A 21,637-nucleotide genomic window follows, 5' to 3' on the forward strand; every position below is an offset into this window, starting at 1 on the left:
GACTTGGCAGATGGACGTAGTTGACGCAGGAGCCACCGATGCCCGACCTGCCGACCCCCCAGGACGCCGCCGAGGCCGCACTGTTCTCGGAGTGCTGGGACATGGTCCTCTCGTACGCCGATCTCTGCACGTCCGGTTCCGCCGCGGCCACGCAGTTGGCGACGGAGGCGTTCACGCACGGTATCCGTGAGTCGCGCGCCAGCGGTTCCGGAACGAATCGTACCGGCCGCAGGACGGCCCGGCTGCCCCGAATTCCCTTGCTGCTGACCTCGGTTCGGACCACGGCCGCCGCCTGGGAGCAGTACGGGCAGGGTCACCGGCTCGACCCCGAACTCCGGCTGTGGCTCAACTCCGAGAAGGCGGCCCGCTATACCGGGCCGCCGCTGCACCGCCCGCTGGCGCTGCGTGGCCTTCGGGACATGCAGGAACCGGACGCGGCACTCCTGTGGCTGGCCGAGGTCGAGGCACTGCCGCTGCCGGTGGTGGCTCGACGGCTCGGCCTTAACCCGCCGGCCGCGGCGGAGGAACTCGCCCAGGTGCGGGCGCTGTTCAGGGACCGTTGCCATCGCAACCACCTCGACACCCCGATGGACGTCAACTGCCGCAGCTACGCCCGGCTCCTCGACGCGGTGACCCGCTCGCCCGGCGCCGAGACGCCGGAGGATCTCTCGTGGCATCTCTCGCGTTGCGTGGAGTGCGCCGAGGCGGCGGCCTGCCTGCGGCTGCACGGCGGCGGGCTGCCCTCGGCGCTCGCGAGCGGGGTGATCGGCTGGGGCGGCCTGGCGTATCTGGAGCGCCGCCGTCGGGCGGCGGACGCGGGTCTGCCGGGCGGACGCCGGGGCGCGTCCGTGGACACGGGTATCGCCGAGAGCCGGCCGGCCGTGCCTCGGGTCGGCCGGACCGCGCTCCTGGTCACGGCTGTCGTCGTCTCGGCGCTGGCGCTCACGATCTCGCTGATGCCCTTCGACAGTGCCGCGGGCGGTGGCACCACCACAGCGGGCGGCGAGTCGGGGAACCGACTTCCGGTGGTGGACTCGGGAACCCTGCTTCCGTCGGCCACCGCCCGTCCTTCAGGCACGTCGGCGTCGCCCGATCCGTCGGAGTCGGCCCCCGGCGCCGGGACGACCCCGAACCCTGACACCGAGGCCCAGGGCAAGTCCTCGTCCCCCGCCGATGTCACACAGAAGGCGGCGGAACCCGGGAAGAGCGCGGCGCCGACCTGCGAGGTGCGGTACCGGATCGCCGGTCAGTGGGCGGACGGCTTCCAGGCCACCGTCACCGTCACCTCCACCAAGGCCCTCGCCACCTGGCAGCTTGCCTGGACCTTCCAGGACGACCAGCGCGTCACCCAGATGTGGGACGGCACCTTCCTCCAGCAGGCCTCCCGGGTGACCGCCACCGCCGCCGACTACAACAGGACCGTCGGCGCGGGCGCCGCCTTCACCGTCGGCTTCCTCGGCACCTGGCAGGACACCAACTCGATCCCGGACGATTTCGCGCTGAACGGCGCGAGCTGCACGAGCGAGAGCTGACCCGCCCAGCGACGGGCCGACATCTAGGACCTGTCCGGCCGATCATGCCGCAGACGCCTGGTGTGGCACGCCCATCTGCGGCGTTGTCGTCACTCGCCGACGCTCCGCGTCGACTCCCTCCTCCGCCTTGCAGCTGCACGCGCCACACCCCGCTCACCGGCGTTCATAAGGCCCCGGCCATTTCCTGCGACTTGATCGGCCGGACAGGTCCTAGAGGCCGACTGAACCCTCGGCGCGGATCGACTGCCTCTCCCACTCCTCGCGGCTGCGTACATAGCGAGGAGTGGCGGCGACGATGGACTGGGTGTCCGCCGAGCCAGGCCGCAGCCGCCACCGTACGGTTCCCGTCACCCGGGCGGCACAGGAATCCACGAACGACTGGCTCGCCTGCCGCAGCTCTCCGAACCAGCGCCCTTCGAGCGCCTCGCGCACCCAGATCTGTTCGATGTGCATCTTCTCCCGGACGGTCTCCGCGTCCAGCGTCGCCGTCTCAAGGTGGCGATAGGTCCTCAGGAGGAGTGCGGCGGCCGGCATCTCGCGGAGTTCGAGCACCTTCTGACCGCCGGGGAGATGTTCGAGCCCGCTGTAACGGCCGATTCCATGGGCGCCCGCCCGGTGGTTGAGCCGCTCGACCAGGTGGTGCAGCGGGAGGTGCGTGCCGTCGACGGAGACGGGCACCCCCTCGGCGAACCCGATCTCGACCATCTCGTCCGGGATCCCCTCGTCCCGCACGCTCCAGCGGTACAGGTGTTCCGGAACGGTGTGCTCCTCGGGATCGTCGAGCACCCCGGACTCGAACTCCCGGCACCACAGGTTCGCGTCGATGCTGGCGACCCGTTTGGGCATGTGGACGATCCCGATCTCCTCCAGTTCCCTGGCCTTGCGGTCGCGGTCCACCGGGTCGAGGTCGTACGGGCTGCCGTAGTGGCCCTGATAGCCCAGAAGTGCCAGCGCACCGTTGAGCCTGCGCAGGGTGTTCTGTGAGCGGTTGGCCGTGTGCAGCACTCCCCAGGCGTCGAGTTCGACCGCGATGTCCATGGCCAGCTTCGCGATGAGCGGCCTGCTGAGCGACGAGCTGACCGGATGGGTGTCCAGGTAGACGGCCTGGGCGGCGATCGCCGGGCGGACGTACTCGTCGGCGAACCGCTGCCGCCCGTCGACGATGTGCAGGCGTACGGAGAGCCGGTCGGTGACGAGCCGCAGGTCGTCCGGGTCCTCGGCGGCGCCCAGGTCGACGCTCACCGCATGGATGTCGGTGAAACCGGCCTTCGCCAGCCGGTGGAGGAGATAGCTGCTGTCCAGACCGCCGCTGAACAGCGTGACCACGGGACGGCCCCGGTCGTACCGCTCGGGTGTGAGATCGGCGAAGGATCGGATGAGGCCGGGACGCCCGGGACGCCCTGGGCGGGGGGTGTCTCCGACTGGGTTCGATCCGAAGGGCTTCGATCCGGAAGGGTTCAACTCGCGGACTCCTGATCCATGTTCATGTCCCTGTCCCTGTCCCTGCCCACGTCCATGAGGCGACGCAGTTCGGCGGTGAAACCCGCGAGCGTCGGCTCGTGCAGCAGCGCGGCCAGCGGAATGTCCGCACCCAGCCGCTGCCGCAGGGTCTCGACCACGCGGACCACCTTGAAGGAGTCGCCGCCCAGGTCGAAGAAGTCGTCGTCGCGGCCGATGCCGTCGGTCCCGAGCGCCGCGCACCACACCTCGGACACGAGGGTCTCCACGTCCGCGTCGGCGACTTCCACGACTGTGCCGTGTGCCACGGTGGCGGATACGGGAGGGTCCGTCCGCTGTGCTGTCCACGCTTCGAGGAGCAGCCGGTCCAGCTTGCCGTTGGCCGTCAACGGCAGGCTGCCGACCGCCTCGATGGCCGTCGGCACCATGTAGGGCGGAAGCCAGGTGCGCAGAGTCCGACGTACAACGGCGGGCAGTTCCTCGGACTCCGCGCCCTCGTCGGCCACCACATACGCGGCGAGCCGCCTCTCGTACCCCGCCCCGTGGGCGACGACCGCCGCCTGCCGGACTCCCGTGCAGCGTGCGGCAGTTGCCTCGATCTCGCCGAGCTCGATCCGGATGCCCCGGATCTTCACCTGCCCGTCGACGCGGCCCAGGAACTCCAGAGCGCCGTCGGGGCGGGCCCTGACCAGGTCACCGGACCGGTAGAGGCGGCTGTCCGGGCTCACCGCCGGGACGGTGACGAAGCGTTCCGCCGTGAGTTCGGGCCGGTGCAGATACCCCAGGGCGAGGCCCGCGCCGCCGATGTGGAGCTCGCCCGGTTCCCCGTCGGCCACCGGGGCGCCCGCCTCGTCGAGAATCCACAACTCGGTGTCCTGGATGGCCGAACCGATCAGCACCGTGTCGAGGTCGGGGTCGCGCGGGCACACCCACGCGGTGCAGTAGATGGTGCACTCGCTGGGCCCGTACAGATTGGTGAGCGAGGCGGTGGACCGTGCGTGGAAGCGTTTGACCAGCTCGGGGCTGAGCGACTCCCCGCCGGTGAGCACCTGCCGGATGCCGTCGTACCGCTCCGCCGGATCGCGGGTCAGCAGGAAGAGTTCGAGCAGGGACACCACGCAGTAGAACGTCGTGATCCTGTGGTCCCGGATCAACGCGGCCAGATAGTCCGCGTCGCGCTGCCGGCCAGGGGCCGCGATGACGACCGTGGCTCCGGCCAGCAACGGCCAGTACAGCTCGCAGAGATACATGTCGAAGCTGCACACCGTGTGGTGGATCATCCGGTCGTGCTCGTCCATGCGGTGCGTGGACTGCAGGGCCAACAGCCTTGAGACGAGGGCACGATGACTGATCAACGAGGCTTTGGGGCGGCCCGTGGAACCGGAGGTGTAGATGACGACCGCGGGGTCGTCGCAGGAGGCGGTCGGCGGCGCCGGAGGGGGCGGGGGCGCCGGAGCGGCCACCGGTGTCGCAGGACGCGCGTGCTGTCGTACGGCGTACTCGTCGTCCGTGACCACCACGAAGCCCGGCACCCCCGTGAACCGTGAGCGCAGCGCGGGGCTGGTCATCAGGGCCCGGGGGGCGCAGTCGTCGATCGTGCGCAGCGTCCGCCGCAGTGGGTCGTGCACGTCGATCGCCGCGTGGGCGGCGCCCGCGAACACCACGCCCAGCATGGCCACCACGAAGTCGACGGACCGCTCGTGGTGGACGACGACGCGGTCCCCGGGCCCCACACCTCGCGCGCGCAGCGCGGCGGCGGCCCGCAGGACCCGGTCCTTCAACTCGCCCATGTTCAGCACGGTGTCGCCGGACACCAGCGCGGGGAGATCCGGGTCGCGGTCCCACCGCTCCAGCAGGAGGGCGTCGATCCGGTGGTGTGCCTCGAACGCGGCAGTCGTCATCGAAGTAGTCCTCACCCGAACTGGTCGAGATTGCCGACGAGGGCGTCCACGAGCAGGGCGGGGTTCTCCGCCAGCAGCATGTGACCGCCCGGCACCCACGCACTGCGGGTGTTCTCGCTGAACAGGGACCAGTCGGCGGTCCGCTCGTCGGGGCACAGGTGGTCCTCGTCCCCGAACACGGTGAGCAGCGGGCAGCCGAGGAGCGGCTCCGGGTCCGACGAGTAATCCTCGACGGCCCGCATGTCCGCCACGATGCCAGGCAGCACGAGCTGGAGCATCTCCTGGTTGGCGGCGACGGACGTCGGGACACCGCCGAACTCCCGGATAATGTCCAGAACTTGGTCCCTGTCGTCCGTGTCGCGCAGCAGTCGGCGCCCGGGATCGGGTTTCTCGTTCACGGCCCACTGCGAGACGACCACCAGACCCGCGACCCGGTCTCGGCCGTCATGGATGCTGCCGTCACGCAGGATTTCCCGCACCGCCTCAAGGCCGATGACCGCGCCGGAGCACACCCCGACGATGATCAGCGGGGCCGTGCCGGGACCGGGCAGGGAACGGATGGTCGCCACGACGTCCGCCACCAGGCCGGGCAGATCCGGGACGCTCTCCCGGATGCGCGACTCCCGGCCCGGCAGCCGGACCGTCGCCACCAGCCACTCGGCCGGAGCGTGTTCCGCGAAGGCCAGACCGCTCGCGGCCCCGGCACCGGCGTGCGGAATGATCAGCACACGCAAGGAGGCGTCCTGCGGGGCAGCGCCTCTGAGTGCGACGTTTTTCGCAGCCACGTGGTCAGCCCGCCGTGACGAACTCGGTGAGCGCCCGGGCCAGATGGCCGGGGTCCCTGGCGCCGACCAGTTCGCGCGCGGAGTGCATGGACAGGCCGGGCACACCCACATCGACCGTGGTTACGCCCAGTCGGGCCGCGGTGATCGGGCCGATCGAAGTGCCGCAGGCCATCGCGTTGTTGGAGACGAACCGCTGCCACGGCACTCCGGCGCGCTCGCAGGCGGCCACGAAGACGGCGAAGCCGGTGCCGTCGGTGGCGTACCGCTGGTTGACGTTGACCTTCACCACGGGACCGCCGTTGGGCAGCGGATGGTTGTCCGGGTCGTGCCGCTCGCTGTAGTTGGGGTGCACCGCGTGGGACATGTCGGACGACACGCAGAACGCGCCCGCGATCGCCCGCGACCAGTCCTCACCGGTGCCGCCCCGGCCGGCCACCGACCGGCTCAGCACACGCTCCAGGAGCGGGCTCTGGGCGCCGGTCTCGGAGCCGCTGCCGCACTCCTCGTGGTCGAAGGCGGCAAGCACCGGGATCCGGGGACCGGCCGAGGGCCCGGCGCCCTGCGACCACGCGTCGGCCGCCGCCGTGAGCGCCGTGACACCCGCGTGCACGGACACCAGGTTGTCCATCCGGGCGGACACCAGGAACTCGCGCTCCGCGCCCAGGTGTCCGGGTGCCTGGATGTCGTGCAGCATCAGGTCCCAGCCGAGAACCTCCGTGGCCGCCAGATCCGCCGCGGCCGCGACCCTGCGCAGCAGCGCGCCCTGTTCCCGCTCGCCCAGGGACCAGATGGGCTGGGTCTGGCGCTGCCGGTCGAGCGAGAGGCCCTCGTTGGCCGAGCGGTCCAGATGGATGGCCAACTGCGGTACGCGGAACAGTGGTTCGTCGATCTTGACGAGGACCGAGGTGCCGTCACGCAGGGAGAGCCGCCCCGAGATACCCAGGTCCCGGTCGAGCCAGGTGTTGAGCGGGACCCCGCCGTAGATCTCCACGGCGATCTGCCGCCAGCCCGCGGAGGCGGTGTCCGGCGTCGGCTTGACCCGCAGGTTGGGGGAGTCGGTGTGCGCTCCGACGATCCTGAAGGGGGTGTGGGCGGGCGCGCCCGCGGGGACGTACCACGCGATCAGGGCACCGGCACGGGTGATGAAGACGCCCCCGCTGTGCCCGCCCCACTCCTCGGTCTCCCGCAACTCCGTGAAGCCCGCCTTCTCCAGGCGGCGCGCGGCCTGGGCCACGGCGTGGTACGGCGAGGAGCTGTCCCTGAGGAAGGCGAGCAGGTCCTCGTTGTGGCTGTGGTCGGTGGGGGTGGAGATCGGGGTGGAGATGGTCACTCGGAGTCTGCCTCTCGGGATGTGGCGTGTGGGGTGGGTGTCGCCTCGACCCGGCGGTCGGGGTGCGCGCACAGGTCGTCGAGCAGCGTGATGTAAGAGGCGAGGAGGTCCTCGGCCGAGTTCCTGTCCCACAGGTCGGCCGAGTACTCCAGGAAGGTCCGGTATCCGAGGCTCGGATCACGGCGCGGTGAGATGCCGAAGCACAGCTCCGCGCGGGCCACCGGCGGCGCCAGATCCGTCACCTCGACGTCGAGTCCGGGGATCTCGATGTCGGTGTCGGGATAATTCTGGAACGCCAGGATGTACGGCACCCGGTCGGGGACCTCGGTGGCACCACTGTCGCGCATCGCGTGCAGGATCTGTGCGGTGGGCAGGACGTTCGCCATCACGGCGAGCGCCTCCGCGCCGGTGCGCGACACGAGTTCGGCGAAGCTCTCGGCGGGATCGACGCGGATCCGGACCATGACGGACGTGCTGGTCATCGCCACCAGCGATGCCCATTCCGGGCCCTCGCGATGGGCGTACGGGACAGCCAGCAGCACGTCCCGTTCGCCGGAGAGCAGGGCGAGGTGGACCCCGAGGGCCGCCACCGTGACCGCGAACGGTGTCACGCGCCGCTCGGCCGCGAACTCCTCGATCGCTGTACGGAGTTCACCGGATCCCATGCCGCGCACCGTGTCCCCGTCGCCGCTGAGCTTCTCGGGCCGGGGGCGGTCCGTGGGCATATCGAGCCGGACCGGGACCCCTTCGAGATAGCCGGCGCAGTACGCGGCCCGGCGTGCCTCGGTGGCCGGGTCCTTCGCCGCCAGCTGGTGGCGGGCGTAGTCGGTGGGCTGGGCCGAGGGCGCGTCGAGCCGGTGTGCGGTGCCGGCCGCGGCGGCCCGGTACAGCTCGGCGAGTTCCGACACGAGCAGCGAGTGGGACCAGCCGTCGGCGCAGATGTGGTGCAGGACGAACATCAGCTCCCATTCGTCCTCCGCGAGCCGCAACAGCCTCGGCGGGGCCAGCGTCGAACGGGTGATGTCGATGGGCGTCCCGGCCAGGTCGCGGCGCACCTTGTCGGCGCGCGCGAGGCGCCGCTCGGGGGCGAGCCGGGTGAGGTCGTCGACCTGGAGGCGCACCGGCCGCTCGGCCGTCACCTCCTGCCACCAGACGTCCTCCCCGTCCTTTTCCTCCCTCACGAAGCGCGTCCGCAGGCTGTGGTGACGGTGCGTCAGCTCGGTGAGCGCCGAGCGCAGTGCGTCGGGGGAGAGGGCTCCCCGGAACCGGATCCTGGTCGGTACGTTCCAGATCTGGGCCTGCGGTACGGAGTAGTGCCCGGAGATCATCCGGTCCTGCTGGTCACTCACCCTGGCCCGGTCGACGATCCCATCCTCGGCCGGAGGGCCCGCCCTGCCGGATACGTCTGCCAAGTCCTCGTGACTGCCGCCCAGTCGGCCGGCCATCGCACCCAAGGTCGCGTCCGCGAAGAAGTCCGCCAGCGCGACCTCGGCACCCAGCACCTCACGCACCCGGTTGACGAGCCGGATCGCCGCGATCGAATTGCCGCCCAGCTCGAAGAAGTTGGCGTCGTCGGCCAGGACGTCGACTCCGAGAACCGACTGCCAGACGCTGCGCAGCCTCTCCTGGGGTGCGGTGATGTCCCCCACCAGCTCAGCGCCACCGCCCGTCATGACACCGAGGACGCGGTCGAGGCCAGCCAGATACCCCCGAACCGTTGCCGCGTCGAAGAGGTCCGCGTCGTAGCGAATGCGCAGCCGCAGACCGCCGGTGCTGCTGCGTACGACCATCAACGCCAGTTCCAGCGGCGCCGATTCGGTACCTCCGTCGACCTCCTCGGCGCGCAGCCCCGGGAGCGCGAGCCGGGTCAGCGGCGCGGTGTCGAGGTCGGCGGACACGGTGATCAACGGCCGTGGGTTGCCGCGGTCGGGGTTGACGTCCGTGAGCAGCGCGTCGAGGTCGACGTACTGGTGAGCGTCCGCGGCGAACAGGGCGTCGCGGGTGGCTCGTACGGCGGCGGTCAGCGGCAACGTCGCCGGCAGGGACGCCCGCAGTGGCAGCACGGTGGCATGGAAACCGACGGTGTCGGCGGTCCCCGGCGTGCGCCGGCCGAAGGTCGAACCGACGACGAACTCGTCCTGGCCCGAGCGTTCGCGGAGCACCAGTTGCCAGGCGGTGAGGAGCGTGGCGAAGAGCGTGACGCCCTGCCGGCCGCTCCACCGCTGGAGCCCGGCGGTACGCGCGCCGTCGAGGCGGATCTCGGCGGCCGCGCCGCTGCCGGCCACCCGACGGCCGCGTGGCCGGTCGGTGGGCAGCGCGGGCACGGGCGGCAGTGGCGCGAGACAGGTCCGCCACCACTCCAGATCGGCCGGGTCCCGCTCGGGTTCGACGGCGCCCACCGTGCTCCCGGCGGGCGCCGGGAACCGCGCCGGACGCCCCTGCACCGCGGCCTTGTAGAACTCCTCCAGGTCCGCCGCGAGAATCCCGGCGGAGTGCGCGTCGGTGATGAGGTGGTGCAGGCCGAAGACCAGGACATGGTCGTCGTCGGCGAGCGTCAGCAGCCGCGGCGTGAACAAGGGCCCCTCGGCCAGGTCGTACGGCCGCGAACTCTCCTCCGCCAGCATCGCCGCGATCGCCGCGTCATCCGCCTCATCCGCGACCGCCGCCTCCGCCGCGTGGGCCTCCTGCCCCCGGGCGTCGGTCACTTGGAGCGGAACGTCCAGCCCGCCCCGTACGACCTGCCGCACGGTCTCGTCCCCGCCGCCCGCGCGGAACACCGTCCGCAGTGCCGCGTGCCGCTTGACGAGCCCCGACACGGCGCCGGTCAGCGCCGCCTCGTCCAGCGGGCCGCGCAGCCGCACCGCCTGGACCTCGTTGTACGCGGCACCGTCGCCGATCAGCCGGGAGGCGAGCCAGAGCCGGCGCTGGGCGTCGGTCGCAGGTCCCGACACGTCGGCGGCGGCGGGGTGGTGGCGCCCCCGCAGTGTGTCGAGGTGTTCGAGCCCGGAGCGCATCAGGTCGGCGGGCATGCCGAAGTCGACGAGCGCGGCGATCTCGTCGACGCCCGCCTCGCGCAACGCGTCGACCACCGGGGAGCAGGTGCCGACCGTGCCGATCAGGGCCCGCTCGTCGCAGTAGCGGTCGTAGGCCCGTCGGAAGAGGTGGTCCAGGTCTTCGTCGCGCGCCCTGGCCACGTCCTGGGGGCCGGCGCCGAGTGCGCCCGCTGCGGAACGCATCTGCAGCGAGGAGCGCAGATAGCGGCTCATCGGCTCCAGTGCCTGTGCACGCGCGGTGACGTGGTCGTCGCCGAGATAGGTGTGCAGGAGCACGGTGACCCGGCCCGCGTCGGGATCCAGGCCGTGCCTTCCACGGACCTCGCGGTAGGCGGCGATGTTCTGCGCGAGCTCGGCGACCGTCTGGTTCATGAGGTTGGTGACGATGCCCAGATCGCGCCGCGCCGCCTCCTCGTACGCATCGCGACGGCCCGAGGTGGCCAGGAACATCGGCGGCATATCCTGCACGGGGGCGGGATGGATCCGTACGTCCGTCTCCGCGCCGTCCCCGGTGCCGCGGCGCAGGGTGCCGCCGGCCCAGAGGGTCCGTACGTCGTCGAGGTGCGCGAGGCCGATCTCCTTGCGGTCCGTGAAGCGGTCCGGGTGGAGGGCGAAGTCCCGTGCGTGCCAGCCGGTGGCGCAGCCGATGCCGACCCGGCCGCCCGACAGGTTGTCGACGACCGACCACTCCTCGGCGACCCGGACCGGATCGTGCAGCGGCAGGACGACGGAACCGGCGTTCAGCCGGATGCGGCTGGTCTCCCGGGCCAGCGCGGCGGCGAGCACGGACGGGTTGGGGAAGAGACCGCCGAAGGAATGGAAGTGCCGCTCCGGTATCCAGAGGGAGCTGAAGCCGCGCTCGTCGGCGAAACGGGCCGTCTCGACGATCTGCCCGTAGGCGTCGGCGGGCTGGGTGCCTCGGCGGGTGGCGGTCGCGTCCGGGTAGTCGCCGAAGAAGTACACCCCGAAGTCGGGGGCCGGACGGGGGCGCGCGGGCTGCGGCTTCGGCTTTGGCGTGCGTTTGCGGGGCGCCGGGAGGAAACCGCCCTGGCGCAGGGCGCGCAGGGAGTCCTTCACCGCGTCCGAGACCCGCTCGATGTCGCTGTCGGTGTGGGCGGTGGACAGATAGAAGCTGCGCCACTCCCATACGTAGACACCGCGCAGCAGGAGGTGTTGGTAGAGCAGCTCCATGTCGGCCCGCGGGGTGAACCGGAACATCGACCCGAAGTGGCTTAGTTCCAGGGGGAATTCCTCGTCCCCGAAGAACGTGTTCAGGTCGGCGGCGAGGGCGTCCGTGCGGGCGTTGAGCCGTTCCTGGAGGCCCGGGCCTTCGTCGGTGAGGTGGGTCAGCACCGCCTTGGCCGCCGCCATGGACAGCGGGTGCTGCATGTACGTACCGCCGAAGAACGTGGTCTCGACCTCGGGGCGGCTGTCGTCGCCGTACCGCCAGAAGCCGCCGTCCACGCCGTCCAGGATGTCGGCGCGGCCCGCGACGGCGCCGACCGGGAAGCCGCTGCCGAGGGCCTTGCCGTAGGTGGCGAGGTCGGGGACGACACCGAAGTGGTGCTGTGCGCCGCGCGGGTGCGGGCGCAAGCCGGTGAGCATCTCGTCGAAGAGCAGCACGATGCCGCGACGGCGGGTGAGTTCGCGCAGGCCGCGCAGGAAGTCGACCGGGCGCAGGGTGGGGTTGCGGCACTGGACCGGCTCGACGAGGACCGCGGCGATGGAGTCGCCGAGTGCGTCGATGGTCTCCAGGGCCTCCTGGCTGCCGTATTCGAGGACGATCAGCTCCGACACGGCGCTGTCCGGGATGCCGCGCGAGACGGGCACCGAGCGCCCGGCTTCCGGGCCGGGGCGACCGAGTACGGAGTCGATGTGGCCGTGGTAGGACCCGCGGAACATGACGATGCGGTCGCGTCCGGTGGCGGCGCGGGCCAGCCGGATGGCAGCGGAGTTCGCCTCCGTACCGGAGTTGGCGAACGCCACCCGTTCCATGCCGGTCAAGTCGGCGAGCAGCTGGGCTGCTTCACCCGCCTCCACGGGGCGGGGGCCGAACCGCAGCCCCTGGGCGAGGTGTTCGTGCACGGCCCGCGTGACGAACTCCGGCTCGTGGCCGAAGAGAAGCGCGCCGAAGCCCATCGTGATGTCGGTGTAGTCGTTGCCGTCCACGTCCGTCAGACGCGCCCCGCGTGCCGAGCGCGCAGAGAGCGGATACAGCGTCTCCTTGGTGGAACGGCGGAAACCGACGACGGCCCGGCTGTCGGCCAGGACGGACCGTCGGCTCTGCGCCAGCTCCTTGGACGTACGGGTGCGCTCGGACAGCCGTCGGCCGAGCTCGGCGACGTGGGCACGCTGACGGGTGTTGGCGGTGTCGCCCAGCATGCCGGAGCCGTCGGGGAGGGTTACGTGCGGGCCATGCACTGCCGGTGGCGCGGGTGACGGTGCGGTGGGGCGCCTGGCCGCGGCCAGTTGCTCGGTGAGCTTCCGGGAGAGTTCCGCGGCCCGGTCCGCGGCGGACGTACTCATCGGGCGCGCTCGGCGCCGAGCAGGGCGATCGCTTCGGAGAGTTGGGTCAGCATGGCCGTCTGCGTCTCGGCGAGCAGGTTCACCTGGCGGGTCAGTTCGGCGATTTCGGCGGGAGGCGTATTCCGGGGCTGGGGCGGCAACGGGTTCGGTTGGTGTTGGTGTTTGTGCGGGTGCGGGTGCGGGTGCGGGTGCGGGAGCCGGACCTGGACCCGGACCCGGAGCCGGAGCCGGAGCCGGAGCCGGAGCCGATGTCGGGAAGTACACCGCGGTATCCGGCTCAGGTCGGTCCTGTCCCGTCCGCGAGGCGATCAGCCGGGCGGTCAGCTCCGGCGTCGGCGCCTCCTCGAGAAGCTCCTGGGCGGATATCCGCACCCCGAACTCGCCCTCCAACTGCCGCAGGATACCGATGAGTTGGAGCGAGTCCGCACCGAGGGCGACAAAGGCGTCCCCCGCGCCGACCTCGTCGACGCGATACCCGAGGTGCTGCGAAGTGAGCTCAAGTACCCGTTCCAGGACTGCCTGTTCGGTCATGCCAACCTCCACGGAACCTTCGCTTGCGGGTGCGGAGTCCGCCGCCGGACAGGGGCGGGGACGGGAAAACGGCGGTGGGCCGGTCCAGTACGACCGGTGCTGGAAGGGATACTTGGGGAGCTGGATCCGCCGTCCCCCGCAGCCGTCGAGAAGCGCCGCCCAGTCGATGCCCACGCCGGCGCAGTGCAGCGCGGCCACCGCCGACCACAGTCCGTCCGTGCCGGAGCCGCGCCCCTGGGTCGGTACACAGAGGGTGTCCGGCAGCGCCCGGCGGGCCATGCCGGTGAGCGGCGCGCCGGGTCCCAGCTCGATCAGGGCGTGGTGCGGCGCGAGGGTGTTCAACACCGCGTGGAAATCGGCTGGTTGGCGAGCCTGACGTACGAGGTAGTCGGCGTCGGGCAGCCAGCCCGGCGCCCGCACCGCCCCGTCGAGTCCGCTGACGAACGCCGTCCGCACAGGTCGCAGTTCCGTCCTCTCCACGGCCAGGCGCAGCTCGTCGAGTACGGGGTCGAGCAGCTCGGTGTGGAAGGCGCGGTCGACGGGGACCGGCTCGCCCGCAACCCCCTGTCCGGCCAGCCAGGCCCGGGCTGCTTCCACCGCCTGGGGGCGGCCCGCGACCACCTGGTGGGCGGGCCCGTTGGAGACCGCGAGTTCGAGGCGCCCATACCCGTATCGGCCACTCTCGTCGAGGAGTTGACGTACGCGCTCCAGCGGAGCGAACACGGCGAGCATCGCGCCGGGCTCGGTGTCCTGCATGAGCCGGCCCCTGCGGCACATCAGCCGCATGCCGTCCGCCACCGACAGGGCTCCCGCGAGGCACAGGGCGGCGAACTCCCCGGCGCTGTGCCCGGCGACGGCGGCGGGGGACACCTCCAACCGCCGCCAGAGCTCGGCCTGCGCGACCTGGAAGGCGTAGATCGCCGGTTGCGCGAAGACGGTGTCCCACTGCTGAGGGCCCGCCCCGCCGACGAGCCGGTCGAGGAAGTACCGCTCCCCGGTCTCCTCCTCATGGACGCGGGCGCACTGCTCAAGCACGTCGGCCACCACCGGGAACCGACCGGCGAGCGCCGCGGCCATGCCCGGACGGCCGCCGCCCTGTCCGCTGAAGACGTACGCGGGTGAGGCCGCCGGTGCCGTGATGTCCACGGTCCCCGTGCGGTACGGCGCGATGGTCGCCGCGCTGCCCCGGGGAGCCGCGAGGAACGCGTCGAGCGCGGCCACCAGCCCCTCGGCGGGAGCGGTCACGACCAGCCGCCGGGACAGCTGCCGCCGCCCGAGCGCGGCCGTCGTCAGGAGGTCGGCCGGTGCGATGTCCGGGTCGCGCACCAGGGCGTCGCGGAAGGAACGGGCGTACGCCTCCAGGGCCTCGGGGCTCTGTGCGGACAGGGGCAGGAGTGAAGGCACCTGAGCGCCTTGCGCCCGTACGGGGGCCGCCGGGGCCTCTTCCAGGATCACGTGCGCGTTGGTGCCGCCCATGCCGATGGAGTGGACGCCCGCCCGCCGTGGACCGGGGAACGGCCACGCGGTGGGTCGCCGAGGAAGCGTGAACGGACTTTCGTCCAGGCCGAGTTGGGGATTGGGCCGGGTCAGGTTCACCAGCGGGGGAATGACGCCGTGGCGCAGGACCAGGATGGCCTTGATCAGTGAGGCGAGGCCCGCGGCGCTGTCCAGGTGCCCGATGGCCGGCTTGGTCGAGCCCAGCGCACAGAAGCCCGTACGGTCGGTGTGCCGGCGGAAGGCCTCGGTGAGCGCGGCGAACTCGATCGGATCACCCTTGTAGGTGCCGGTGCCGTGCGCCTCCAGATAGCCGATCTCGTCGGCGGAGATCCCGGCACGCTCCAGCGCGCGAAGCACCGCATCCCGCTGGCCCGCGACCCCGGGAGCCGCGAAACCGGCCTTGCCCGCACCGTCGTTGGTGACGGCGGAGCCCAGCACGACCGCGTGCACGGTGTCGCCGTCGGCGAGCGCCTTCGTCAGCGGCTTGAGCACCACCGCGGCCACTCCGTTGCCACCGACCGTGCCGTCCGCCGCGGCGTCGAAGGCCCGGACCGCACCGCTCCTGGAGATCGTCGAGCCCTTCATGTGCCGGTGCCCGGTGACCTGCGGCAGGTGCAGCGCCGCGGAACCCACCACCATCGCCTCCGCATCGCCCTCCAGAAGTGCCGAGCAGGCCAGATGGACCGAGACGAGCGCGCTCGAACAGGCCGTCGCGACGTTCACCGCGGGCCCGTTGAGCCCGAGTCGGAACGCCGCCCGGTTGGCGGTGAAGTCGGCGTAGTTGCCGACCTGGATCTGCTTCACGGCGTTCCAGTCGGCGGCGTTGACCGACTCGCCGATGTTGGAGGCCAGATAGCTGTGCAGGGAGTAGAGGCGGTAGCCGACGCTCGCGTACACACCGACCCGCTCCACGGAACCGGCGTACCCGGCGTCCTCCAGCGCGTGGTGGCAGCACTCCAGGAACAGCCGCTGCTGAGGATCGGTGAGGGTGGCCTCGCGTCCGCTCATCCCGAAGAACCGCGCGTCGAAGCCGTCGACGTCGTGCAGCAGCGCACTGGCTCCGGTGAAGTCCGGATCCCGGTACAGGTCCTCGGCGAGGCCGGCGGCCGCGAACTCCGCGTCCGTGAAACGTCGTACATGCGAGACACCGGACCGGATGTCCTGCCAGTACTCCTCCGGTGTCTCAGCTCCCGGAAACCTCAGCGCCATCCCGACGACCGCCACGCGCCGGTCCCGCATCGTCTGCCCCTCTCTGGCTCTCGCTGTTTCCGCCACTCGCCGACACCACCTCCCGCGCTCCTCGCTGCCGCAGCACCCGGACCACGAAGACCAGCGCGACGGCGATGGCGACGCCGTGCGCGACACCGACGACCGACAACGCCGTGAAGGAGTCCAGCGCGGCGGCGACCACGATCATGCCGACACCGAACCCGAGGTTCTCCACCGTGGCCGAGGTCCCGAACGCATGGGTGCGCACCGCGGCCGGCAGGCTCTGCAGGTGCGAGGTGTACGACACTTCGGTGAGCCCGTCGGCCGCGCCGGCCAGCAGCGCGATGATGATCGTCGCGGCCCACGGAAGCCCGGCGAAGGCCAGGATGAAAGCGCCGGACATCGCGATGGTGCCGAGCCCGAAGCCCAGGGCTCCGACCGTGCGGCCCGTCCGCCCGGTGTGCCGCTGCAACACCTGCTGGACGAGGATGTTGCCGAGCGCCCACACGCACCAGAAGACACTGACGAACACGGCCGGGTTGTCGGCGTCGACTTCGGTGGAGTACACGGGCAGGGCCGCGTTGTGCGACGAGGAGCCCAGGGCGTCGACGCCGCGCAGCAGCACCATCAGAGCGAGCGCCGGTGTCGCGCCCAGCGCGACGAAGCGGGAGAGGATCCGGCGCCTGCCCTCGGTGTCCGCGTCCTTCGCACCGGCGGCAGCCGTCCCCCCGCCGGGACCGAGGGCGATCGGGAGCAGCGCGACGGTGAGGGCGCAGACCAGGAAGGAGGCCATGTCCACCAGGAAGGCCGCGGTGTAGCCGAGGAGCGACACCACCACACCCGACGACGCGAACCCGGCCACCATGGCCAGCGAACGCCCGCTCACCATGAAGGAGTTCGCCCAGGTCTTGCGTTCATCACCGACGATGTCCGGAATGGAGCTGCGCAGGGCGACCATGAACACGGTGCCGGAGAAGCCGACCACCACCGAGACGGCGAACAGCGAAACGGTGTGGAGCCCGTCCGGGGCCAGAATGAGGAGCAGCAGCGCCGCGGCCTGGGCCACGTTGGCCCAGAGCATGACCCCCTTCGCGGACCACCGGGCGAGCGCCGTACCCGCCACCAGGCCCGCGACGAAACCCGCGGCCAGCCGCACCGCCATGAACACGCCGACGGCCAACGCCCGGCCCGTCACGGCGTACACGAACAGGTTGAGCGCCACCATGTTGAGGAACGTGCCGTATGACGAGATCGCGTAGCCGGTCACCAGGATCCGGTACCGCTGTTCCCTGAGCGCCTGTTCTCCCAGCGCTGCCGTGCCGGTCGTCACGAATCAACCCGCCCCGCGTCATGGTCGTGTCGCACAAAGCCGGACATGGAGCGCTCTCGTTCGTGGCCGTATGAGCGAGGGCGCTCCGTTCACCATAGGGAGACTGTCGCTCGCCCGTTCGGGAGTCGATGCGTACGAATGTAATCTGCACAGTTGTGAAGCACGAGCAATCCGGTACCGCCTCATGCAATTGCCGCCAATCGCCTCTGGAACACCCCTGTGAGGCGGCGCTGGCCACCTACCGGGAAGCGCTGCGTGAGGGCCGTGTCGCATGTGGTGAGGTGCCGACCTGCCTGCGCGAACTCCATCTCGTCATCGACGCCCCGGAGGCGCCCGAGTACGCGGTGCCCGTGCCACCCGCGGCGGCGGCCTTCGCCACGGCCGGCCCGCTGGAGGACCTGATGGCGCGCCAGCGCACGGCCCTGCGGTCCGTGCAGGCCCGGCTGGCCGCCTTCGAAACGGTGTACACGCAGGAACAGGAGACGGTGCGGCCCTCGATCGTCCGGCTCACCGGAAAGGCTGTCATCAACGCGGCGCTGGAAGCGGCCGTGGGCAGCTGCCGGGACGAACTGCTCACGGCGCAGCCCGGCGGCGGGCGACCCGAGGCCGCGCTCGCCCAGGCCCTGCGAAGGGACCTACGGGCCCTGGGCCGGGGAGTCCGCCAGCGCACCGTCTACCAGCACACCGTCCAGACCCACCGCCCGACCATGTCGTACATCGAGCAGGTCACGGCGGCCGGGGCCAAGGTGCGCACCCTGGCGGAGGTCGTCGAACGCTTCATCATCTGCGACCGCGAGGTCGCCTTCGTCCCGGTGTCCGACGAGCAATCCGCCCACAGGGTGGCTGACCGGGAACCGGCTCGCGGGGTGGCTGACGGGGAACCGGGCCGCGGGGTGGCTGACCGGGAACCGGCTCGCGGGGTGGCCGACGGGGAACCCGGCCGCGGGGTGGCCGACGGGGTACTGGAGATCAGGGACCCGTCACTGGTCCGCTTCCTGGCCCGGTCCTTCGACCAGACCTGGGAGCACGCGATGCCCGTGCACCACGCGTCCTCGGCGCCGCGCAACCATGTCGTCGCCTCGGATCTGCAGCGGACCATTCTGCGCGCCGTGATCTCCGGCGAGACGGACAGCGTCATCGCCCGCCGACTGGGGATGAGCCGCCGCAGCGTGGCCGAGCACGTCCGCAAGGTCTCCGTGCAACTGGGCAGCGGCAGCCGCGCCCAGCTCGGCTATCTCCTCGCGACCACAGGACTGCTGGACAGCGACGACTGACGTCCGGACAGCCCGTCCACCCGTCTGACCGTCCGGTCTACTGATCCTCGTCCCCGAACGGCAGCGCGTCCAGGTCCCCCGTGAAGTCCCCCACGTTCGGGAACATCAACTCCATTGCGTCGGACGGCGGTTCCCGTCGGCTGTCCGGGGTGACCAGCGCCTGTTCCGTCCAGATGCATTTCCCCGTCGCCGTGTAGCGCGTGCCCCAGCGTTGGGAGAGCGCCGTGACCAGTTGCAGACCGCGGCCTCCTTCGTCCGTTTCCGTCGCCCGGCGGATTCGGGGCATCGTCAGGCTGCCGTCGAACACCTCGCAGATCAGTTCGGCGCCGTGCAGGAGGCGCAGGCTGACGGGGCCCTTGGCGTGACGTACCACGTTGCCCACCAGTTCGCTGGCCAGGAGCTCCGTCGTCGAGGTCAGGTCGTCCAGGCCCCACTCGCGGAGCTGTTCCCGGACGTGGCGGCGGGCCTGGCCGGCTGCCCGAGGATCCTCGGTGAGGGGCCAGGAGGCCATCCGGTCACCGGCCAGGGCATGCAGGCGGACGACGAGGAGGGCCGCGTCGTCGGCCGTCGGATGTTCGGCGGGAAGCAGACCCGCCGTGAGGGTGTCGCAGAGCCGCTCAAGGTCCGCGCCGGTTTCGGTCCCGTGCGCCGCGCTCAGCAGGCGCGCCAGATCCGCCATTCCCTCGTCCATCTCCCGCTTCGACGACTCCACGAGCCCGTCGGTGTAGAGCACCAGCAGGCTTCCCTCCGGCACCGTCAACTCGACGGTCTCGAAAGGCGGTTCCGCCGCGCCCAGCGGTGGGTCCGCCGCCGCGTCCGGGAAGTACACCGTGCCGTCCGGGTGGACCACCGCCGGCGGGGGATGGCCCGCTCGGGCGATGGAGCAGAGCTGGGTGGTCGAGTCATAGAGCGCGTACAGGCACGTCACGTACGACTCCTCGCCCATGCCGCTGACGAGGTCGTTCAGATGGCTCATGATCTCGTCGGGGGGAAGTTCCAGGTCGGCCAGGGTGTGGACCGCTGTGCGCAGGCGGCCCATGGTGGCCGCCTCGGGCAGGCCGTGGCCCATCACGTCGCCGACGACCAGGGCGACCTGGCCGCCGGAGAGCGGGATGATGTCGTACCAGTCGCCGCCCACGTCCATGCCCTGCCCGGCGGGAAGGTAGCGGGCGGCTGCCGTGCACGCGGGGAGATCGGGCAGGTCCCGGGGGAGCAGGCTGCGCTGGAGTTCGCGGGAACGGGTGTGCTCGGCGTCGTAGAGCCGGGCCCGCTCCAGGGCCTGGGCGACGAGGGCGCTGATGGTGGTCAGCAGGGTGCGTTCCTCGTCGGTGAGGCGGCGCGGGCTGTCGAAGGCCACGACGCAGACGCCGAAGGTGTGGCCGGACGCCGTCAGCGGCAGGAACGCCCAGGCCTGTTTGCCCGCGCGGTCGGGCCGGCCGGCCAGCTCCGGTGAGCGCGCGGTGTACTCCTGCACGGAGGACAGGAACAAGGGCGTACCGGATGCGATGGCGTCCCAGGACGGTTCGCCGGATGTGCGGGGGAGGTCGTTGACGATGGGGAGGAAGTCGTCCGGATAGCCGACCGCTCCCACGTTGTACAGCCGGTCGCCCTCAAGGGCCTGCACCAGGACCGCGGTGGCCGCGAACGGCGGCAGCACCCGGCGGGCGACCGCGTCCACCACGTCCTGCGAGGTCGTCGCCTTGGCGAGGGAGGTCGTCAACTCCGCTATCCGCGCCGCGCGTTGGCCGGCGGCGCGCTCGGACGCCCGGCGCTCCTCCTCGTGCTGCCGTTTCTCGGTGACGTCGGTGAGGTAGAGGGTGCGGCCATCGGGGCCCGGGACCAGCCGCAGGTGGTAGCGACGGTCGGGATCCCCCACCTGGACGTCGAAACCGACGGGCTTCTCCTCGGCCGCGGCCCTCCGGCAGCGGCTCTCCAGGCCGGGGACATCCCGGGCGGCGGGCAGCTCCCACAGGACGCGCCCGAACAGTTCCTCCTCGGAGAAGCCCAGCGTGCGTTCCGCCTGGAGGTTGGCGAAGGTGATCCGCCACTCCTCGTCCACCGCGAGGAAGCCGTCGCTCATGTGGCGCAGGGCGCGGCTGAGCGCGTCACGGGCGGAACGGGACTCGTTGCTCTCCCAGCCCACCCCGATCATCCGCAGCGGTTCGCCCTGTTCGTCGTACGTCGCCCGGCCGCGGGCCTGCGTCCAGCCGTACGTGCCGTCCAGGCGCCGTACCCGGTACTCGGCCTCGAACACGCCGTGGTCGCGGATCGCCCGGTCCACCGCGTCCAGCGTCGGCGCCAGGTCGTCGGGGTGGACGCACACCATCCAGTTCTCGACCCTGGCGGTGTAGTTCTCCGGCCGGGTGCCGTAGAGCGCCAGGGCTGCCTCGTCCCAGAGCAGCTCGCCGCCCTGGATGTCCCAGTCCCAGGAGCCGACGCTGACCTCCTTCAGAGCCTGCCGCAGCCGGTCACGCTTGCCGCTCAGCTCCGCCTGCGAGGGTCCGGACGGCGGCGGTCCCTGGCCCATGCGCTCCTCGGTCCAGTCGACGACGGCCCGCAGGAAGTCCCACCGCTCGGGGGTCGGTTCGCCCTCGTCGCCCGTCAGGACCGTCAGTGCGGCGATGCTGCGTTCCCCGCCGAACATGGGTAAGGAGGCCAGTCCGGTGCCGGGCCAGGTGACTTCCGGGGCCTCGCGGCCGGGCTTCAGCGGCACCCACACGCCACTGCCCCGGTACAGGGCCCGGGCGGGGGCCAGCGGGCCTCCCTGGTCGATGATCTCCCAGGGTCGGATGAGAGCGGGAGGCAGGCCGGTCGACGACACCAGGCGCAGTGCGGACATGGGACCGCGAAGGTGAATCGTTCCCCCGAGGGCGTTCAGCTCGCCCACCGCGTGCTGGAGTGCCAGCCGGAAGACCTCGCTCTCGGCGATGCCGGAATCGACCGTACTGAGCAGCGCCAGACGTGCGTTCATGCTGCAAGATTTTACTGTTGTCACCTCAGGTGACGCACCGCTTCTCAGGATTCTCACCTTCCGCTTCGGTTACGGAAAATGGATCCCAACAGGCGAGATTCCAGGTCGAGTTGGAGCGGGATATCGTTCGCTTTCACCTTTGGTGACCAGCTGAGTGGCATGGGTCGAAATCGGGAGAATTACCGGCGCGGCGGTACCGCGGGCCGCCGTGTAGTGCACCGTTCACAGATCGAGAGACGC

9 protein-coding genes are annotated in these 21,637 nt (G+C 71.3%); 2 read left to right on the forward strand and 7 right to left on the reverse strand.

From position 1 onward, the window contains the following. Positions 1-38 precede the first annotated feature (38 nt). On the forward strand, positions 39-1,532 hold the full coding sequence (locus ACFWP7_RS03080; protein ID WP_384375096.1) for a cellulose binding domain-containing protein: 1,494 nt from the start codon (positions 39-41) through the stop codon (positions 1,530-1,532). Between the two features lie 210 nt (positions 1,533-1,742). Here the strand turns inward: ACFWP7_RS03080 and ACFWP7_RS03085 are convergent, their stop codons facing one another. The 6 genes from ACFWP7_RS03085 to ACFWP7_RS03110 all read right to left on the reverse strand — a co-directional run bounded on the left by ACFWP7_RS03085 (position 1,743) and on the right by ACFWP7_RS03110 (position 17,131). After that, on the reverse strand, positions 1,743-2,909 hold the full coding sequence (locus ACFWP7_RS03085; protein ID WP_384375411.1) for an argininosuccinate synthase-related protein: 1,167 nt from the start codon (positions 2,907-2,909) through the stop codon (positions 1,743-1,745). 80 nt (positions 2,910-2,989) lie between these two features. Then, positions 2,990-4,891 carry an amino acid adenylation domain-containing protein gene (locus ACFWP7_RS03090; protein WP_384375099.1) on the reverse strand — a complete coding sequence of 634 codons (1,902 nt, stop codon included), beginning with the start codon at positions 4,889-4,891 and terminating at the stop codon, positions 2,990-2,992. Between the two features lie 11 nt (positions 4,892-4,902). Beyond that, a complete protein-coding gene (locus ACFWP7_RS03095) occupies positions 4,903-5,619 on the reverse strand; it encodes a thioesterase II family protein (protein WP_384375414.1) in 717 nt (238 codons plus the stop codon). Positions 5,620-5,680: 61 nt separating this feature from the next. Beyond that, the gene (locus ACFWP7_RS03100) at positions 5,681-7,000 is read right to left on the reverse strand and encodes a M18 family aminopeptidase (RefSeq protein WP_384375417.1); all 1,320 of its coding nucleotides are present in this window, start codon (positions 6,998-7,000) and stop codon (positions 5,681-5,683) included. A 2-nt stretch (positions 7,001-7,002) separates the two neighbouring features. Beyond that, positions 7,003-15,852, reverse strand: coding sequence for a MupA/Atu3671 family FMN-dependent luciferase-like monooxygenase (locus tag ACFWP7_RS03105; RefSeq protein ID WP_384375101.1), 8,850 nt, complete (start codon positions 15,850-15,852; stop codon positions 7,003-7,005). After that, a complete protein-coding gene (locus tag ACFWP7_RS03110) occupies positions 15,797-17,131 on the reverse strand; it encodes an MFS transporter (RefSeq protein WP_384375420.1) in 1,335 nt (444 codons plus the stop codon). Before ACFWP7_RS03110 ends, ACFWP7_RS03105 begins: the two co-directional genes overlap by 56 nt. Positions 17,132-17,433: 302 nt before the next feature. Between ACFWP7_RS03110 and ACFWP7_RS03115 the strand changes: the two genes are divergently transcribed. Beyond that, complete coding sequence (locus tag ACFWP7_RS03115) at positions 17,434-18,426, forward strand: LuxR C-terminal-related transcriptional regulator (RefSeq protein ID WP_384375104.1); 993 nt, start codon at positions 17,434-17,436, stop codon at positions 18,424-18,426. Positions 18,427-18,463: 37 nt separating this feature from the next. Here ACFWP7_RS03115 and ACFWP7_RS03120 read toward each other — a convergent pair whose 3' ends face one another. After that, positions 18,464-21,397, reverse strand: a complete 2,934-nt coding sequence (locus ACFWP7_RS03120; RefSeq protein ID WP_384375107.1) for a SpoIIE family protein phosphatase — start codon at positions 21,395-21,397, stop codon at positions 18,464-18,466. Between the last annotated feature and the right edge of the window lie 240 nt (positions 21,398-21,637).

It is taken from the genome of Streptomyces sp. NPDC058470 (assembly GCF_042721055.1).
In the GTDB taxonomy this organism is placed as follows: Bacteria; Actinomycetota; Actinomycetes; order Streptomycetales; family Streptomycetaceae; genus Streptomyces.